Origin of the sequence: Streptomyces vietnamensis, from assembly GCF_000830005.1 — a bacterium.
Lineage (GTDB): Bacteria > Actinomycetota > Actinomycetes > Streptomycetales > Streptomycetaceae > Streptomyces > Streptomyces vietnamensis.
Genome location: NZ_CP010407.1, coordinates 7,373,400 through 7,389,007, shown reverse-complemented (window position 1 = coordinate 7,389,007; position 15,608 = coordinate 7,373,400). Strand labels below are relative to the sequence as shown.

Below are 15,608 nucleotides of genomic sequence, written 5' to 3'. Positions count from 1 at the left end.
CCCGAGACCGGCCCCTCCCCCACGGAAAGCAGGAGACATGTCCGAGCGTGAACCGAACCTTGATGTCGACGTCGAGATCCGCGACGACCGCACGGCGGTGCTGACCGTGGCGGGCGAGCTGGACATGGAGACGGCCGACCGGCTCCAGGAGCTGCTGACGGAGCAGTTCGGCCAGGGGCGGCGCCGCCTCGTGCTGGACCTGTCCGCCCTCGACTTCATGGACTCCTCGGGGCTGAACGTCCTGATCCGGGCGGTCAACAAGGCGCGGGAGAGCGACGGCGACCTGTACCTCGCCGCGCCGACCCCGGCCGTGCGCCGCATCCTGGAGATCACCGGCGTGATGACGACCATCCCGCCGCACGACGCCGTGGCGGACGCGCTGGCCGCGGCCGGCGGCACGAGGTAGCGGACGGACGGCACAGTCCCGTGCACAGGAACCGGGCGCAGGGAAGAGGAAGAGGAAGACCGTGCGCGAGATCGCCGAGATCGAGCAGGCGCTCCGCCGGGCGGCCCCCCACCGGCTCGTGGGAGTCGTCGAGGACGCCCTCAGGGAGCACGGGGTGCTGCGGGTGGAGCTCCGCATGGCCGACTACGGCCTGCGGACGCTCCAGCTCGTCGGGCACGTTCCCGGGGCGGACCCGTCGGTGCCGATCCACGACAGTCCCCAGGGGCGCGCCTTCGGCGCCCAGGAGCCGTACGTGGCCCGGGAGTCCGGAGCGCTCCGGCTCCATCTGCCCGTCACGGTCCGCGGGGACCGGCTGGGGGTGCTGACGGCCGAGCTGCCTCCGCGGGCCGACGTCGGGCAGCTGCTGCCGGGGATCGACCAGCTCTGCGAGGCGCTCGGCCACGAGATCCTGGTGGCGGAGCGCGACACGGACCTGTACGTCCTGGCGCGGCGCGCGACCCGGCTCACGCTCGCGGCGGAGATGCAGTGGCAGCTGCTGCCCGGCCGTTCCTGCACCCGTCCCGAGTTCGCCCTGGCCGCCCATCTGGAGCCTGCCTACGCCATCTTCGGCGACAACTACGACTGGTCGGTCTCGGACGGTCGGCTGACGCTGACGGTCACCAACGGCATGGGGGAGGGCATCGAGGCCGCCCTGCTGACGAACCTCGCGATCAACGCGCTCCGCAACGCCCGCCGGGCCGGCCTCCCCCTGGCGGACCAGGCCGCGCTGGCGGACCAGGCCGTGTACGCCCAGTACCGGGGCGAGTCCTTCGTGTCGGTGCTGCTGCTCTGCTTCGACCTGACCACGGGCGAGGTGGAGGCCGTGGACGCCGGTTCGCCCCGGCTGTGGCGGCAGCGGGGACAGGTGGTGGAGTCCGTCGGCTTCGAGGCACAGCTGCCCCTCGGCATGTTCGAGGACACCGTGTACGTACCGGAGCGGTTCTCGGTGCGGCCGGGCGACCGGCTGCTGTTCGGGAGCGACGGCGTGTACGCGGCCGTCTCGCCGGCCGGGGAGAGCTACGGGGACCGGGCACTGGCCCGCGCGCTGCGGGGGACGAGACTGCTGCCACCCACGCACGTGCCGCAGGCGGTGCTCCGGGAGCTCGCCGTCCACCACGGCGGCAGCCCGCTGGAGGACGACGCCCTGGTCGTCTGCCTCGACTGGAACGGCACCGCGTCAACAGTTGCAGTATGACAACTGTATCCTTGGGGCAACACCCGGGCGGTGCCCGGAAGAAGGCGTCGAGGACGACCAGAGGTGGCAATGAGGACATGGGGTGTGCGCCCGGCCGGAGCCGGCGTCGCGCGGGGGTCAGGCCGAACTGACGTCCTTCAGCGGAGTGCGGGCGCGTGACGAGGCGGCCGCTCCGCCCCCTCCCACCGCGTCGTGGAACCCGGTGAGCCCCCGCAGCAGCGCCTTGCGGCTCGTCGGCGACATGTCCGCGATGACCGCGAGCAGGGCCTCCTCGCGCTGGGCCCTGAGGTCCCGCAGGTATGCCTTGCCGTGCGCGGTCAGGTGCAGCTCCAGCTGCCGGCGGCTCACGGGGCTGGGCAGCCGCTGCACGAAGCCCAGCGCCTCCAGCCGGTCGCACATGCGGCTCACCGAGGGCGGGGCGGAGCCGAGCAGCTCCCCCAGGGTGCGCAGGCTGATCCCCTCCTCGCGGTCCAGGCTGTACAGCACGCGCAGCTGACTCGCCGAGACGGGTGTCGACGACACCATGTCCCGGCCGCGCTCCCACAGCACCTCCAGCAACTCGATGAGCTCCCGGGCGGACTCGGCCGTCCGCTGCGGCTCCCGTGGCGGCGGGGCGGGGTTGCTCGTCATGCCTGCCGACCCTCCTCGGACGTCCGGGGCCGGGGACAGCGGCCTTGCGACGGACCGGTCATCTCCACATCTCTCCAGAAGGCGGTACGGATCCGGTGGATCGATACGTGACAGTGGAAGGCGCACTGCGCGGGGCGGCACCACACCTCCTCCTGGACTCCCTCCGTACCAGTCTCGCGCAGCTGTACGCCGCGACCTCCGCCGATCTGCTGCTCATCGACTACGGATGCACGACCCTGCGCCCCGTGGAGCCCGTCCAGGCCCCTGCCGGGATGTCGCACACGCCCGTGGACGCGGGCCCCGCCGGCCGCGTCTTCCGCACCCAGCAACCATATCTTTTCCGTGATGTCGGGCCCACGGCGACCGTTTACCTGCCCGTCACGGTCCGCGGAGAACGGTTCGGCGTCCTGGTCGTCGTCCTGCCCGCCGAGCGCTCCGCGCCGGAGACCGCCGCGAGCCTCGCCCGGGTCGCCGAGACCCTCGGGCACGCCCTGCGCGTCGCCGACCGCCACACCGACCTGTACCGCCGCACCCGCAGGACGCACGCCCTCAGCATCGCGGGGGAAATGCAGTGGGACACCCTGCCGGGCCGGGCCTGCGCCGGACCCGCCTTCGACCTCCACGCCCACTGGGAGCCCGCCTACGCCTCCGGAGGGCACCTCCTCGACTGGAGCGCCACCGAGCGGGACCTCGTGATCGTCGTCGCCGACAGCGCCGGTCCCGGCACCCCGGCCGCCCTGGCGAGCACCCTCGCCCTGATGGCGTTCCGCAACGCCCGGCGGGCCGGGCTCGACCTGGTGGCGCAGGCCAGCCTCACCGACCAGGCGCTCTACGGGCAGTACCGCGGCCGGCACCCGCTCTCCGCCCTGCTGCTCCGGATCGACCTGGCCACCGGCGAGGCCGAGGTGGTGGACGCCGGGTCGCCGACGCTCTGGCGCCTCCGCCCCACCGGGACCGAGCGCATCGACCTGGACCGCCAACTGCCCCTGGGCATGTTCGAGGACACCGTCTACGCTCCCCAGCGCCTGCGCCTCCTGCGCGGCGACCGGCTGGTCTTCGTCGCCCACGGCGCCGGGGAGCCGACGGCCGGCGGCGGGGACAAGGCACCGGACGGTCCCGTCGCCCGCGCCCTCACCCGGGTACGCCACCGGAAGGGCGCGGACGTCCCCCGGGCCGTCGTACGGGCGCTGCGCGACACCCGTCGTGGCGCGTCTGCCCCCGTCCTCGTACTCTGTCTCGACTGGCGCGGCCACGGGGCCGAGACGCCGGACGGGGGACGGCACGGGGGGACCGGGCCGGCATCCCCCTGACGCGCTGCCCTCGGGGTGATCCGCGGGGCGTGCGGTGTGAGAACCGTGAAGAGGGGAAAGGCGGGTACGAGGAGCCCGGCCACCGGCCCAGGACGAGGGGAGTACCAGCGCCATGACGGACGCGATCACCGCGGAGCGCGCGGTCCCGGAGCCCCTGCTGTCCGCGGGCGTCGTCTACGGCGACGCCTCCCGGGGCGGGGCGATCGCGTCGGCGCGTGCCTTCACGGCCGAATTCCTCGCGGCCGCCCCGGCCGTGCTGCGCGGACCGGTCGGCAACGAGCGCGTCGAGCTCGCGCAGCTGGTGGTCAGCGAACTGGTCACCAACGCGATCCGGCACACGGCCGGCCCCTGCCGACTCCTGCTCGAACTGGGCCGCGACGCCCTGGAGATCTCGGTCTTCGACCAGGAGGCCGCCGCTCCCGTACCCCGCGGGCACGACCCCCGCCGCATCGGCCAGCACGGCGTGGAGATCGTCGTCGCCGTCTGCGAGAGCCTGACCGTGGAGCCCGCCCCGGCGGGGAAGCGGGTCCGCGCCCGCCTCTCCCTGCTGCCGGAGCCCGCCGACCCCGCGGAACCGCGGAACCGGCGGGCGCGGTGACGCACCGGCACCACCTCCGGGTCCCCGGACGCCTCCGGGAACGTCCGGGGGCGTGATCCGCGGGCCGGTCACCCGCGGTCGTCCGCCCGTCGGCGTGCCAGGCGTGCCAGGGACCACCGCTGGGCCTCGGTCAGGCCGCCCCACACGCCCGACGGCGGATGCGGCTGCGCCAGGGCCGAGCGCAGGCACGGTTCGCGTACCGGGCAGCGCAGGCAGACCCTCTTGGCCTCCTCCTCCTGCGCGAGCGCGGGAGCCCCGGTCCCCACCGGGAAGAACAGATCGGGGTCGACCTCCTGACAGGCCGCGGCCGCACGCCAGCCTTCCATGTGAGCCTCCTGGCACATGAGTAGGGATTCGTGTCCCGTCCGCCTGACCGCTCGTCCGTCCGTGAAACCCGCGCGGGGCCGCGCCGGGGCGTCACCGGGGACCGCGCCGCGGACCGCGCGGGGCGGGCACGAGGCTCCACCACGTCATCGCCACACCGACACCGAACACCAGGACCAGCAAGACCGGCACGGCGGAATCCTTCCGGGAGCGGACCGCGTTCCGGAATCCGACTGACCCCGAACACCACGTCGAAACTCCCTCCTCCGTCATGAATCCGGAGGACAGGGAAACGTGGAAGGAGACGGTTTCACGGGCGGACAGGACATCGACGGTGACCGGGGGGTCCTCGTCCTCACCGCCACCCGAGGGCCGCTTCCGGTGAAGCACCTGTGCCGGAATCGTGGGGATCGTGCGGGGCCGGGCGGTACGCGTACCGGAAGAGGGGGGTTCACTTGATGTGCGGAGCCCCCTGCGCAAGGGTGGACGGACGAGCTGTCGTCGAGTGGGAAGGTGGCGGGCCACGACGCGCGGGCCACGCTTATGACTGTTTTCGAGGACGAGTCCAGCCGCTCCCGGGAGACCACGGAAGCGGGGAACCCCTGGTGGCGCGGTTCGCCGCACCCTGCGGTGGTGGCCGACCGCGAGGGCGGCGTCGTGGAGTTCAACGCCGCCGCGGCCGACCTCTTCCCGCGACTGGGGGTCGGCAAGGGGCTGGACGAAGCCGTCCCGCGATGGCTCGCCGACGCCCACCGGCGGCTGGCCCGCCCGGCGCGCGCCCCCGCCGCGGCGGCACCCGCCCCGCTGCGCGGCAGCCACGACGGCAGGCTCCTGAGGGCCCACCCCACCGAGTCCGGCCACGGCGACGTGGCTTGGTGGCTGGTCGACGACTCCGACCTGACGGCCGCGCAGGACGCCCTGCGCACCGAACGGGAGCGCCACGCGATCCTGGCCGAGGCCTCCACCCAGCTGCTGGCCTCGCTCAACCCCGACCGCTGCCTGGAGAAGGCGGCCCTGCTCGCCGCCGACCACCTCGGCGACGCGGCCCTCGTGATCTCCCCGCCCGGGATGCGGAACCGCTCCACCGTGGTCACCGCCATGGCCGGGGGCTTCGAGCGGACGCAGCTCACCCTGGACCCGGCCCTCGTACCCGGTCTCGCCGAGGCGCTCCGGGGTTTCCCGCCGGTGCCCGCCCGCTGGATCGACCCGGCCGAACTGCCGTCCTGGGCCGTGCCCGAGGGCTTCGGGGGGACCCCCGGGTCCGTCGCCATCACCCCGCTGCCCGGCCACGGCGCGCCCGCGGGCGTCCTGGTCCTGCTGCGGCGCGGCGGACAGCGGGCCTTCGACGCCTCTGAGGAGCGCTTCGCCCGGCTGTTCGCCGCCCGCGCGGGCGCCGCCCTCTCGGCCGCGCGCCTCTACGCGGAGCAGGCCCGCGTCGCCCGCGCGCTGATCGCCGAACTCCTCCCGCCCCGGCTCCACCACGTCGACGGCGTCGACTTCGCCGGCGGCTACCGCACGTCCCGGGACACCGAGCGGATCGGCGGCGACTTCTACGACGTGCACCCCGGCGCCGACGACGGCCGCGACACGCTCGCCGTCCTGGGCGACGTGTGCGGCAAGGGGCTGGACGCCGCCGTGCTCACGGGCCGGATCCGCAGCACCGTGCAGGCCCTGCTGCCCCTCGCCGGCGACCACCAGGACGTCCTGCGGCTGCTCAACGGCGCCCTGCTGACCGCCCGGCACACCCGCTTCGCCACCCTGGTCCTGGCCTCGGTGCGGCGCACGGGCGGCCGGGTGCGGCTCCGGCTCACCAGCGCCGGCCACCCCCGCCCGCTCGTCCTGCGGGCCACGGGAGAGGTGGAGGAGGCCGACACCGGCGGGACCCTGGTGGGCGCCCTCCCCGTCGTCACCAGCCGGTCCGCGACCGTGGACCTCTCCCCCGGCGAGACCTGTCTGCTCTACACGGACGGGATCACGGAGGCCCGGGGCGGGCCGCTCGGCCCCGCCATGTTCGGCGAGGACCGGCTGCGCTCCGCGCTCTCCGAGTGCGTGGGGCTCCCGGCCGAGGCGGTCGTCGAGCGCGTGCAGATGATCGCCGGGGACTGGGTGGGCGACGGTCCTCACGACGACATGGCGGTCGTCGCCATCACCGCGCCGCACACCACCCGTCCGTCCGCGGTGAACGGCCACACCCGGGACAGGTACACCGCATGAGCACGCGGACCACCACCCCGGCCGGCGTCCTCGCCGCCACCCGCCGACGGCTGTGGGCGGCCCTGGAGACGAGGGACGAACCGGCCGCCACCGCCGACCGCCCTTCCTCGACCGGCTGCTCCTCCTCACCGGCGCCTACGAGCACCTGACGGGCCGGTCCGAGACCGCGGGACCCGGCCGGCACGGCGGAAAGCCCCCCGTCCCGCCGGTCCCTGACGGTCCCTGACGGTCCTTCACGGCCTTCACGGCCTTCACCGAATCGCGACACCATCGACGCATCCACCACGACGGCACGAGGTGTAACAGGGACGGGACGGGACAAGCGGACACCGCACCCGCTCGCTGACAGCCCCTCAGCCGGAGGACCTCATGCCCCAGCCCCCCGTCGCACCGCTCCCCGCACCGCGCGGCCTCATCCAGCCGATGGCCATGGACCTGTTCACCGCGGACGCGGCGGTCCGTATCGACACCACCGTCGGCTACGACTCCCGCGACCCCCATGCCCTGAGCATCGCCTTCCACCTCCTCGGCGAGGACCCGGTGGTGTGGCGCGTCGACCGCGAGATGATCCTCGCCGGATCGCTCGGCCCCACCGGCGACGGCGAGGTCCGGATCCGCCCCACCCCCGACGGCGGGCTCCTGCTCCGGCTCGGGCCGGCGGCAGAGTGCGCCGTCGTCCGCTGCGAGCAGGAGGCGATCGGCCGCTTCGTGCGCGAGACCTTCGTCCTGGTGCCGCAGGGTACGGAGGAACGCCACATCGACTGGGGTCCGCTGCTCGCGTCCCCGGGGCACTGAAGTGCGGCGGGAAGCCGCTACCTCAGCCGGGACGGCCGTGGTCGGCCGGACGGAAACAGGCCGTGACGTCCTTGCCCCGCGGGCAGGGGCGGGTCCGCACGTCGTCGGCGAGGGCGTCGACCAGGAGCAGTCCGCGGCCGCCCAGCGCGCCGTCGTCCGGGCTGCGCTGCTCGGGCACCCGCGGGGAGGCGTCGTGCACGGTGACGTGCAGGCACTCCTCGTCCCAGGTGAGGATCAGCTGCGCGTCGCTGCGGGCGTGCACATGGGCGTTGGTGACGAGTTCGGAGACCGCCAGCACGACGGAGTCCGCCACGCCGGGGGCGGTACGGTCCCAGCCGAGCGCCGCCAGGTGCTCGCGCGTCCAGTCGCGGGCCGTCTTCACGCTGCTGCCCATCGGCAGCGAACGCGCCCAGCCGACGGCCCTCATCGAGGGGTCCCGTGTCATGTCTCTCCTCCTGAGGGTCGGTCAGGGATTCCGTCTGCCCCTCGCACGGCGGGGAAAAACCGACCGGAAACTCATGCGGATTCGACAGGTCTGAACGCGAGAAGTCGGGGTAGGCGGCCAGTCTCGGGCCACGCGTACCCCTGAGGAACACACGTGAAAGGAGACAGGTGTGACGGTCACCACGATGTCGATGGCGGGAGTCGAGTCCGGAACACGGGCGCTGCCGGAGATCGCGGACACGTCGGCGGTCGCACCCAGGGACGCGAGGGCCCTGTCGAAGGTCTTCTTCCAGGAGCTCGCGACGCTGGAGGAGGGGACGCCCGCGTACCAGTACGCGCGGAACACCCTCATCGAGATGAACATGAGCCTGGTCCGCTACGCCGCCGGGCGCTTCCGGCACCGCGCCGACGAGATGGAGGACATCGTCCAGGTCGGCATGATCGGCCTGATCAAGGCGATCGACCGGTTCGAGCTGTCGCGCGAGGTCGAGTTCACCACCTTCGCGGTCCCCTACATCGTCGGCGAGATCAAGCGGTTCTTCCGGGACACCTCCTGGGCGGTGCACGTTCCCCGCAGGCTCCAGGAGGCGCGCGTGGAGCTGGCCAAGGCGACCGAGGAACTCAGCACCCGCCTGGGACGGATGCCGACGGTCAAGGAACTGGCCGAGCTGATGAGCCTCAGCGAGGAGGAGGTCACCGAGGCGCGGCTGGCTTCCAACGGCTACAACTCCTCGTCGCTCGACGCCGCCCTCAACGGCGAGGACGAGGACAACGACGCCTCGCTGGCCGACTTCATCGGCACTGAGGACCCCGCCATGGAGCTGGTGGAGGACTTCCACTCGCTGGCTCCGCTCATCGCCGACCTCGACGAGCGCGACCGCCGGATCATCCACATGCGGTTCGTCGAGGAACTGACCCAGGCTCAGATCGGTGAGCGGCTGGGCTGCTCGCAGATGCACGTCTCGCGGCTCCTCTCGCGCACCGTGAAGCGCCTGCGCGAGGGTCTGCTGGGCACCGGCGCCGGCTGATCCGGCCGTCCCGGACGGCTCCGGGGTTCCCGCACCGGACACGCCTCCGGTGCGGGAACCCCGGAGCCGTTCTCATGCGTAGGGGTGCCTGCCCCGGCCCACGGCCCTCGCGCCCGGGAGGACGCCGGCGGGGTTCACGCGTCGGTTCCCGCGGCCGGGGTGGCCGGAGTGCGGCGCTCCCTCTGGAGCCGGGGCTCGAAGCGGTGCTCCCGGCCGCCGGACGGGGCCGCGACCGCGGTGGCGGTCGGCTGGTGGAAACCGTACAGATGGCCCCGGGCGCGCTCCGCTGTCTCCAGCGCCTTGGACAGCGGGCCCGGGGCTTCGACGGTGGTGGCGTCCGGGGCGGCCCGGTCGTCGTCGTGAGTGCTCGTGGAAGTCTCTTGCCCCGCCGGCGGACCGACACGGGCGCGTCGGTCCGCGTGTCCCCGGACGGGCGGCTTCGGGCCCGGTGGACCCCGGTCAGACGAAGGTCACGGTCACCCGCTCGAAGCCCAGGCCCCGCAGCAGTTCCCGCAGCATCGCGGCGGTGTTCCGTTCCGCCCGGGACGTCAGGTCGGACGCGCGGGCCGCGTCGCCGATGCGCCGGGCGGCGAGAACGTGGACGGCCTGTTCGCTCGCGGGGTTGTCCGAGAAGAGATCCCCGATCCGGTCGAGCAGGCCGCGCTGCTTCGACACCGCGTACGACTTCTCCGGATCGAGCGCCGGGTCGGCCGGCCGGGCGTGCGGCAGCCGTAGGGTGGCCTCGGTCCGGTCGGCGTCGACGGTCACGGCGGCGTCCCCGAGGCCGCCGAAGTCGACGTACGCGGCGACGCCGCCGCTCGCCACGTACAGGGTGCGGGTGCCCCGGATCGCGTCGGGCAGGAACCGCGCGTCGCGCTCCAGGTCGACCACCACCTGGTAGGTCCCCGACGCCCCCTCGCACCGGCTCAGGTCCTGGACGGACTTCAGGACGGCGGGACCGGAGCGGTCCCGCACCTCCGTCCCGAAGACGTCCAGGCCGGGGAGCCGGAGGAACTGGCCGATCAGCATGAGGGCGACGGCGAGCACCAGCAGCACACCGGCGACGATGCGCCACCGGCCCCCGGGGCGCCGCCACGAAGGGCCGGCCGGCTCGGGGCGGTTGTCCGTTTCTCCTTCTCCCATGGAAGCCGGTTGCCCGAGTCCACCGCGCGCACACTCAACTCCCCCGGAAATGATCTGAGTTGTGGCGCAAGGGGGGGTTGTTGCGGAGGTGGGGGCCCGGGGAACCGCGGCGCATGTCGTCCCCGGGCACGGGTACGCGGGGTCCGATCGCACGAGGACACCCAGGGGAGGAGACGGCTCATGTTCGGTCGAAGAGTTCCGAGAAGCGTGCCGAAGGAACGGGACGCCGATGCCGCCGGCGGGGACGGGGGTACGGGGGAAGGCGTGCGGCGCGCGGACGACGCGGCGCGGGCCGCCGGGAGCCCGGAGCCTGCGGACCCCGGCACCGCCGCGCCCCGTACCGAGGCCCCTGTCCCGCGCGGGCCGGGCCGCTTCGTGCGGGCGCTCGTCGCCCTCACGGCCCTCGCCGGCATGGTGGCGTTCGCCGTGGTCCTGGCCCGGCTGACGCTGGAGGCCTCGCCGGCGTCGGTGCCCCTCGCCCACGACAACCTGACGCCCGGGCGCTCGATCGAGGCGTACCTCAGCCGGCCCGCGTTCTTGGACACCGTCAAGCAGCTCGGGGGCAACGTCCTCCTCGGCGTCCCCTTCGGGATCCTGCTGCCGCTGCTGTCCCGCAGGGCCCGCGGCTTCCTCCGGGTCGCGCTCCTCACCGCCGCCACCATGCTGCTCGTGGAACTGGTGCAGGGGGCGCTCGTGACGGGCCGCGCCTTCGACGTCGACGACGTCCTCCTCAACACGACGGGCGCGCTGCTCGGGTACGTGACCGTCGGCCGGCGGCTGGGCCGGGCCGTGCACCCCCGCACCCGCCCCCGCTGGTGGCGGCGCCGGCGTCCGGCCGGCACCTCGGCGTGACGGCCGGGACGAAGGGCTCCGGCATGGGACCGGCCGGGGCGGGTAGCCGTCGGGGCATGGCCGAAGGCAGCGTCCCCGAACGCCGGACCCCCGAGCCCCCGACCCCGGTCCCCGACCCGTCCGGCGCCGAGGGCGCCGGACCGGGCACCGCCGTCGAGGAGCGCGCCCCCGATTCGCCCGCCGACCTCCCCGCGTCCTCCTGGTTCGCGGTGCTGAAGGGGTCGGTGCGCGAGTTCACGGACGACGAGCTCATGGACCGGGCGGCGGCGCTGACGTACTACGGCGTCCTGTCGCTCTTCCCCGCACTGCTCGCCCTGGTCTCGCTGCTCGGGATCGGCGGACGGCGGACCACCGAGCGCGTGACGGAAAGCCTCCGGGAGCTGGCGCCGGGACCGGCCCGCGACGTCCTGGAACAGGCCCTGCAGGCCCTGAGCGGCAGCACCGGCACCGGCGCCTTCGTGGCCGGGGTCGGGCTCCTGGTGGCGCTGTGGTCCTCGTCCGGCTACGTCGGCGCCTTCATGCGCGCCGCGAACCGCGTCCACGACGTCCCCGAGGGCCGCCCCCTGTGGAAGCTGCTGCCGGTCCGGCTCGGCATGACGGCGGCGCTCATGGTGACCGCCGCCGCGGGCGCCCTGCTGCTCGTGCTCAGCGGCGACGCGGCACGCCGGGCCGGAGACGCGCTGGGCGTCGGCGACACCGCCCTGACGATCTGGTGGGTGGCCAGATGGCCCGCCCTCCTCCTGCTCGCCGTGGTCATGATCGCCCTGCTGTACTGGGGGAGCCCGAACGCCAAGGGCCGCGGATGGCGCTGGATCACCCCGGGCAGCGTGCTCGCCCTGCTGATCTGGATGGCCGCCTCGGCGGGCTTCGCGGTGTACGTCTCCGCGTTCGCCTCGTACAACCGGGTCTACGGCACCATGGCCGGCGTCGTCGTCTTCCTCGTCTGGCTGTGGATCGGCAATCTGGCCGTGCTGCTGGGGCTGGAGTTCGACGCCGAGCTGCTGCGCCGGCGCGCGGTGGTCGGCGGCATGCCGCCGGACCGGGAACCGTACGTCAGGCCGCGCGACACCCGGGCGTGGAGCGACGAGGAGCGCCGCGAGGCGGGGCTGCCGGACCGGACGCACCACCACGACGCATGAGGGGCACGACGGACACTGCCGGGAACACCGCCGCTGTGGCCTCCCGGAGCGGCGGTCCGAGAACGAGAGGACCGGACGGCGTGCCGGACCGGTGCCACACAGGGATTCAGGTGATCGCGTATGTGCAGGTGGCTCGCGTACCGGGGGACGCCGGTACTGCTCGAAACGCTCCTCTACCAGCCCGCCCACTCTCTGATCGACCAGAGCCTGCACTCCAAGATGGGCGTGGAGACGACCAACGGCGACGGATTCGGCATCGGCTGGTACTCGGAGCACACCGGCACCCCCGCGCTGCTGCGGGAGATCGGGCCCGCGTGGAACAACCGCAATCTGCGCGAGCTGGCGGACCACGTCGCGTCCCCGCTCTTCTTCGCCCACATCAGGGCCTCGACCGGGACGGCCGTGCAGCAGTCGAACTGCCACCCCTTCCGGCACGGCCGCTGGATGTTCATGCACAACGGCGCCATCGCGGGTTTCCCGCTGCTGCGCCGCGAGCTGACCCTGCTCGTCGATCCCGCGCTCTACGCCGACATCGAGGGCACCACGGACTCCGAGGTCATGTTCTACCTGGCCCTCACCCACGGCCTCGACGACGACCCGCCCGCGGCCGTCGCCAGGATGGCGGGCGTCGTGGAGCGGGTCGGACGCGAGCACGGGGTGGAACACCCCCTCCAGATGACGCTCGCCCTCACCGACGGCGAGCGCGTCTGGGTCTTCCGCTACTCCACCGCCCGGGCGTCCCGCTCGCTCTTCTACAGCAGCCGCGTCGACGCCCTGCGCCGCCTCCACCCCGACGTCGCGTTCCTGCGCGGCGTCTCGGAGGAGACCCGTCTCGTCGTCTCCGAGCCCCTGGGAGATCTGCCGGGCGCCTGGAACGAGGTGCCGGAGAACAGCTACGGCGTCGTACAGCCGGGCGCGGACGAACTCCACCGCTTCGCTCCGGCGGCGGTCTGACCGTACCGCCGGGAAGACGTGTCCGTGGGGCGGCCGGAGCGGCGGCCCGTACACGTACCACCCCGCGGCAGCACGTCGAGCGGGCCGACGGCTGCGCCGGCGGCGGGGAGGACCGGCGCAGAGCGCTTCGCGCCCGGGGGACGGGGGTGTGGTTCGTGGTCGTGCCCGGCGTCCCTGGGGCCGTCGGTGCCTTGCCGCCGGGGCAGGCAGGCACCGGGCGCCGGAGCGCCGGGTGCGGCGGGTGACCGCCGGGCGGGTCGCGCAGCGTCGGCCTGCTCGGTCCGGACGGAGGTCAGGGGCGGGCGATGCCTTCGATCTCGCCGAACCGCTGTTCGTTTCCGGCGGTGTGGGGTGGCCCCCTGGGATCCGCCGCGTTCTTCGCCGATGAGATGCGGACGCCATCCCCTCCGGGCAGAGTGGGGAAGGACCTGTTCGTACCGAGGTGGTCCCCTGTGGTCCCGCGTGCTGGAGACGGGACGGACTGATGCGAGGATTGTCGTGACGTCGGAGTGATCGATGTTCCGCAGACGGCCGACCGACAACAGCGAGGACCTTCTGGTCCGGCTCGGGTCGCTGACCGCCAGGGCGCGGGAGTTGGCCGAGACGCAGCGTTCCCGTGTCGAGCTCGCCGTGGCCCTGCAGCGCGGCATGCTGCCCTCGGACCTGCCCAGGGTTCCGGGCGCCCGGCTGGCCGTCCGCTATGAGCCCGCCAACCACGGGCTCAACGTCGGCGGTGACTGGTACGACGCCTTCTCCCTGCCCGGCGGGCAGATCGGCATGTCCATCGGTGACGTGCAGGGGCACAACATCGAGGCCGCCGCCTTCATGGGACAGGTCCGCGTGGCACTGCGCGCGCTGGCCTCCGTCACCGGAAACCCGGGAGAGCTGCTCGGTCGCACCAACGACCTGCTGATCTCTCTGGGCGCCGACCTCTTCGCCACCTGCACCTTCCTGCGGCTCGACCCCGCTGCCGGCACCCTGGAATGCGCCCGGGCCGGTCACATCCCCCACATCTGGGCCACCACCGACGGCCGCTCCGGCATCGACGACAGCGAGGGCGGGCCTCCGCTCGGTGTGCTCCACGGCGTCGACTACCCGTCCACGCGCCACCGGCTCACCTCCGACGGTGTCTTCGTCCTCCTGACCGACGGGGTCGTGGAGGGGCCCTCGCTCCACGTCGACGAGGGCCTGGAGCGGGTGACGCGGCTCGCCGGGATCACCGCCGTCGCCGGGCTGGACGTCGACGCGCTCGCCACCGCCGTCATGAAACTGGCGGCCACGGTGGGGCACGAGGACGACGCGGCCGTCCTGGTCGTCGGCCATGACGGCGGTCCGGCCCGGTCGGCGGCCGAGGAGTGAGAGGAGGGGGCTCGCCTCGGGCCGGGTCGGTCCTCGGAGCGGGGCGGTCCTCGGAGCGGCCCGGGCCCGTGCCGTACGGCGTCGCCCGACACGCAGGGGCCCTTGCCCGGTCGTGGCGGCCCGGCCGGTGTCTGATGGCTGACGTGTTGGATATTCGGCAGTTCCGGCCCTCTACGGAGGCGGCTCTGATGTCGCTGGCCGTGACGGTTTGCTACTACGCGGCCGGACGACTCGGCCTGATGGGCCGCCTCGTCGTCGAAGGCGTGGTGGTCACCCCCATCTGGCCGCCCACCGGCGTCGCCGTCGCCGCCCTGCTGCTGCTCGGCGCGCGGGTGTGGCCCGGGATCGCCCTCGGCTCCTTCCTCGTCATCGCCTCCCTCACCACTCCGGGGCCCACCACGGTGGTCACCGTGGTGAGCAACACCGTCGCGCCGCTCTGCGCCTTCCTGCTGCTGAGACGGGCCGGCTTCCGGCGCGACATGGCGCGGCTGCGGGACGGACTCTTCCTGGTCTTCCTCGGCGGGTTCGGTGCCATGCTGATCAGCGCGACCGCGGGGGTCGGACTGCAGGTGGCGAAGGGCTCCCTGGACAAGAGCGAGTTCTGGCCCGCCTGGCTGGCCTGGTGGGTGGGCGACACGATGGGGGTGCTGCTCGTCGCCCCGCTCCTGCTCGTCCTCGCGGGGCCGGCCGGACGGTTCCGGGTACGGCGCTGGAAGGAGGCGGCCTTTCTGGGGCTGACGACCCTGGTCCTCATGCCCATGGCCGTGCTCAGCCCGATGAGCATGCTCTTCCTCGTCTTCCCTCTGCTGATCTGGGCAGCGCTCCGCTTTCAGCTCGCCGGAAGCATGCTGTGCGCGCTCTTCGCCTCCGTGCTCACCACCTTCGGGGCGACCTCCGGGCGGGGCGCGTTCCTCCACCTGACGGACGTCGAGGTCATGGCCAAGCTCCAGGCGTTCAACGGTTCCGCCGCCCTGACCGCCCTGCTTCTCGGCTCCGTCATCACCGAGCAGCATGCGACCCGCCGGTCGGTGCGCCGTGCCTGCCAGGAACTGGCGGAGGTCCTGGAGCACCTCGCGGCGGGCGAGCCCTCACCGGGTCCGCCCGGCACCGCCGAGAGCCGGGCGGCCCCGCCCGGCGGGCACCGGGATCCGTGATCCCCGCGCCGGAGCCGGCGCAGG

At 73.7% G+C, this 15,608-nt stretch carries 17 protein-coding genes; 13 read left to right on the top strand and 4 right to left on the bottom strand.

Annotation, left to right across the window (positions count from 1 at the left end):
* Positions 1-37 precede the first annotated feature (37 nt).
* A complete protein-coding gene (locus SVTN_RS33090; RefSeq protein WP_041132385.1) occupies positions 38-406 on the top strand; it encodes an STAS domain-containing protein in 369 nt (122 codons plus the stop codon).
* 61 nt (positions 407-467) lie between these two features.
* Positions 468-1,640: a PP2C family protein-serine/threonine phosphatase gene (locus SVTN_RS33085; protein ID WP_041132384.1), complete on the top strand. Its 1,173-nt coding sequence runs from the start codon at positions 468-470 to the stop codon at positions 1,638-1,640.
* A 117-nt stretch (positions 1,641-1,757) separates the two neighbouring features.
* On the opposite strand, the gene SVTN_RS33080 is transcribed toward SVTN_RS33085, so the two are convergent.
* On the bottom strand, positions 1,758-2,270 hold the full coding sequence (locus SVTN_RS33080; protein ID WP_041132383.1) for a MarR family winged helix-turn-helix transcriptional regulator: 513 nt from the start codon (positions 2,268-2,270) through the stop codon (positions 1,758-1,760).
* 107 nt (positions 2,271-2,377) lie between these two features.
* On the opposite strand from SVTN_RS33080, the gene SVTN_RS33075 reads away from it, so the two are divergent.
* Together SVTN_RS33075 and SVTN_RS33070 are read left to right on the top strand one after the other, a co-directional pair.
* Positions 2,378-3,580, top strand: coding sequence for a PP2C family protein-serine/threonine phosphatase (locus SVTN_RS33075; protein WP_245727726.1), 1,203 nt, complete (start codon positions 2,378-2,380; stop codon positions 3,578-3,580).
* Between the two features lie 112 nt (positions 3,581-3,692).
* A complete protein-coding gene (locus SVTN_RS33070) occupies positions 3,693-4,178 on the top strand; it encodes an ATP-binding protein (RefSeq protein WP_052499431.1) in 486 nt (161 codons plus the stop codon).
* Between the two features lie 68 nt (positions 4,179-4,246).
* On the opposite strand, the gene SVTN_RS33065 is transcribed toward SVTN_RS33070, so the two are convergent.
* Positions 4,247-4,504 carry a WhiB family transcriptional regulator gene (locus SVTN_RS33065; RefSeq protein ID WP_041132382.1) on the bottom strand — a complete coding sequence of 86 codons (258 nt, stop codon included), beginning with the start codon at positions 4,502-4,504 and terminating at the stop codon, positions 4,247-4,249.
* A 541-nt stretch (positions 4,505-5,045) separates the two neighbouring features.
* Between SVTN_RS33065 and SVTN_RS33060 the strand changes: the two genes are divergently transcribed.
* From SVTN_RS33060 to SVTN_RS33055, 3 genes are all read left to right on the top strand, one after another.
* On the top strand, positions 5,046-6,716 hold the full coding sequence (locus SVTN_RS33060) for a PP2C family protein-serine/threonine phosphatase (protein ID WP_041132381.1): 1,671 nt from the start codon (positions 5,046-5,048) through the stop codon (positions 6,714-6,716).
* Entirely contained in the window at positions 6,713-6,865 is a 153-nt protein-coding gene (locus tag SVTN_RS44455; RefSeq protein ID WP_159026533.1) for a hypothetical protein, read from the top strand. Before SVTN_RS33060 ends, SVTN_RS44455 begins: the two co-directional genes overlap by 4 nt.
* Positions 6,866-7,085: 220 nt before the next feature.
* Positions 7,086-7,511, top strand: a complete 426-nt coding sequence (locus tag SVTN_RS33055; RefSeq protein ID WP_052499430.1) for an SsgA family sporulation/cell division regulator — start codon at positions 7,086-7,088, stop codon at positions 7,509-7,511.
* A 22-nt stretch (positions 7,512-7,533) separates the two neighbouring features.
* Here the strand turns inward: SVTN_RS33055 and SVTN_RS33050 are convergent, their stop codons facing one another.
* Positions 7,534-7,956, bottom strand: coding sequence for an ATP-binding protein (locus tag SVTN_RS33050; protein WP_041132380.1), 423 nt, complete (start codon positions 7,954-7,956; stop codon positions 7,534-7,536).
* A 184-nt stretch (positions 7,957-8,140) separates the two neighbouring features.
* On the opposite strand from SVTN_RS33050, the gene SVTN_RS33045 reads away from it, so the two are divergent.
* A complete protein-coding gene (locus SVTN_RS33045) occupies positions 8,141-8,983 on the top strand; it encodes an RNA polymerase sigma factor SigF (protein ID WP_041134493.1) in 843 nt (280 codons plus the stop codon).
* Between the two features lie 459 nt (positions 8,984-9,442).
* Here SVTN_RS33045 and SVTN_RS33040 read toward each other — a convergent pair whose 3' ends face one another.
* Positions 9,443-10,126 (bottom strand): DUF4230 domain-containing protein, encoded by a 684-nt coding sequence (locus tag SVTN_RS33040; RefSeq protein ID WP_052499429.1) that lies wholly within the window; start codon positions 10,124-10,126, stop codon positions 9,443-9,445.
* Positions 10,127-10,333: 207 nt separating this feature from the next.
* On the opposite strand from SVTN_RS33040, the gene SVTN_RS33035 reads away from it, so the two are divergent.
* The 5 genes from SVTN_RS33035 (at position 10,334) to SVTN_RS33015 (ending at position 15,584) form a co-directional block, all read left to right on the top strand.
* Positions 10,334-10,978, top strand: coding sequence for a VanZ family protein (locus SVTN_RS33035; RefSeq protein ID WP_245727724.1), 645 nt, complete (start codon positions 10,334-10,336; stop codon positions 10,976-10,978).
* A 56-nt stretch (positions 10,979-11,034) separates the two neighbouring features.
* The gene (locus SVTN_RS33030) at positions 11,035-12,117 is read left to right on the top strand and encodes a YihY/virulence factor BrkB family protein (RefSeq protein WP_052499764.1); all 1,083 of its coding nucleotides are present in this window, start codon (positions 11,035-11,037) and stop codon (positions 12,115-12,117) included.
* A 120-nt stretch (positions 12,118-12,237) separates the two neighbouring features.
* Positions 12,238-13,071: a class II glutamine amidotransferase gene (locus tag SVTN_RS33025; RefSeq protein ID WP_041132379.1), complete on the top strand. Its 834-nt coding sequence runs from the start codon at positions 12,238-12,240 to the stop codon at positions 13,069-13,071.
* A gap of 516 nt (positions 13,072-13,587) precedes the next feature.
* Entirely contained in the window at positions 13,588-14,430 is an 843-nt protein-coding gene (locus SVTN_RS33020; RefSeq protein WP_041132378.1) for a PP2C family protein-serine/threonine phosphatase, read from the top strand.
* Positions 14,431-14,564: 134 nt separating this feature from the next.
* Positions 14,565-15,584, top strand: coding sequence for an MASE1 domain-containing protein (locus SVTN_RS33015; protein ID WP_041132377.1), 1,020 nt, complete (start codon positions 14,565-14,567; stop codon positions 15,582-15,584).
* Positions 15,585-15,608 lie beyond the last annotated feature (24 nt).

Bases quoted from the DNA above. Each gene is read 5' to 3' on its own strand.
- SVTN_RS33055 (WP_052499430.1), top strand. From the start codon at position 7,086: ATGCCCCAGCCCCCCGTCGCACCGCTCCCCGCACCGCGCGGCCTCATC.
- SVTN_RS33060 (WP_041132381.1), top strand. From the start codon at position 5,046: ATGACTGTTTTCGAGGACGAGTCCAGCCGCTCCCGGGAGACCACGGAA.
- SVTN_RS33040 (WP_052499429.1), bottom strand. From the start codon at position 10,126: ATGGGAGAAGGAGAAACGGACAACCGCCCCGAGCCGGCCGGCCCTTCG.
- SVTN_RS33020 (WP_041132378.1), top strand. From the start codon at position 13,588: ATGTTCCGCAGACGGCCGACCGACAACAGCGAGGACCTTCTGGTCCGG.
- SVTN_RS33025 (WP_041132379.1), top strand. From the start codon at position 12,238: ATGTGCAGGTGGCTCGCGTACCGGGGGACGCCGGTACTGCTCGAAACG.
- SVTN_RS33045 (WP_041134493.1), top strand. From the start codon at position 8,141: ATGTCGATGGCGGGAGTCGAGTCCGGAACACGGGCGCTGCCGGAGATC.
- SVTN_RS33090 (WP_041132385.1), top strand. From the start codon at position 38: ATGTCCGAGCGTGAACCGAACCTTGATGTCGACGTCGAGATCCGCGAC.
- SVTN_RS33070 (WP_052499431.1), top strand. From the start codon at position 3,693: ATGACGGACGCGATCACCGCGGAGCGCGCGGTCCCGGAGCCCCTGCTG.
- SVTN_RS33030 (WP_052499764.1), top strand. From the start codon at position 11,035: ATGGCCGAAGGCAGCGTCCCCGAACGCCGGACCCCCGAGCCCCCGACC.
- SVTN_RS33050 (WP_041132380.1), bottom strand. From the start codon at position 7,956: ATGACACGGGACCCCTCGATGAGGGCCGTCGGCTGGGCGCGTTCGCTG.
- SVTN_RS33080 (WP_041132383.1), bottom strand. From the start codon at position 2,270: ATGACGAGCAACCCCGCCCCGCCGCCACGGGAGCCGCAGCGGACGGCC.
- SVTN_RS44455 (WP_159026533.1), top strand. From the start codon at position 6,713: ATGAGCACGCGGACCACCACCCCGGCCGGCGTCCTCGCCGCCACCCGC.
- SVTN_RS33015 (WP_041132377.1), top strand. From the start codon at position 14,565: ATGGCTGACGTGTTGGATATTCGGCAGTTCCGGCCCTCTACGGAGGCG.
- SVTN_RS33065 (WP_041132382.1), bottom strand. From the start codon at position 4,504: ATGGAAGGCTGGCGTGCGGCCGCGGCCTGTCAGGAGGTCGACCCCGAT.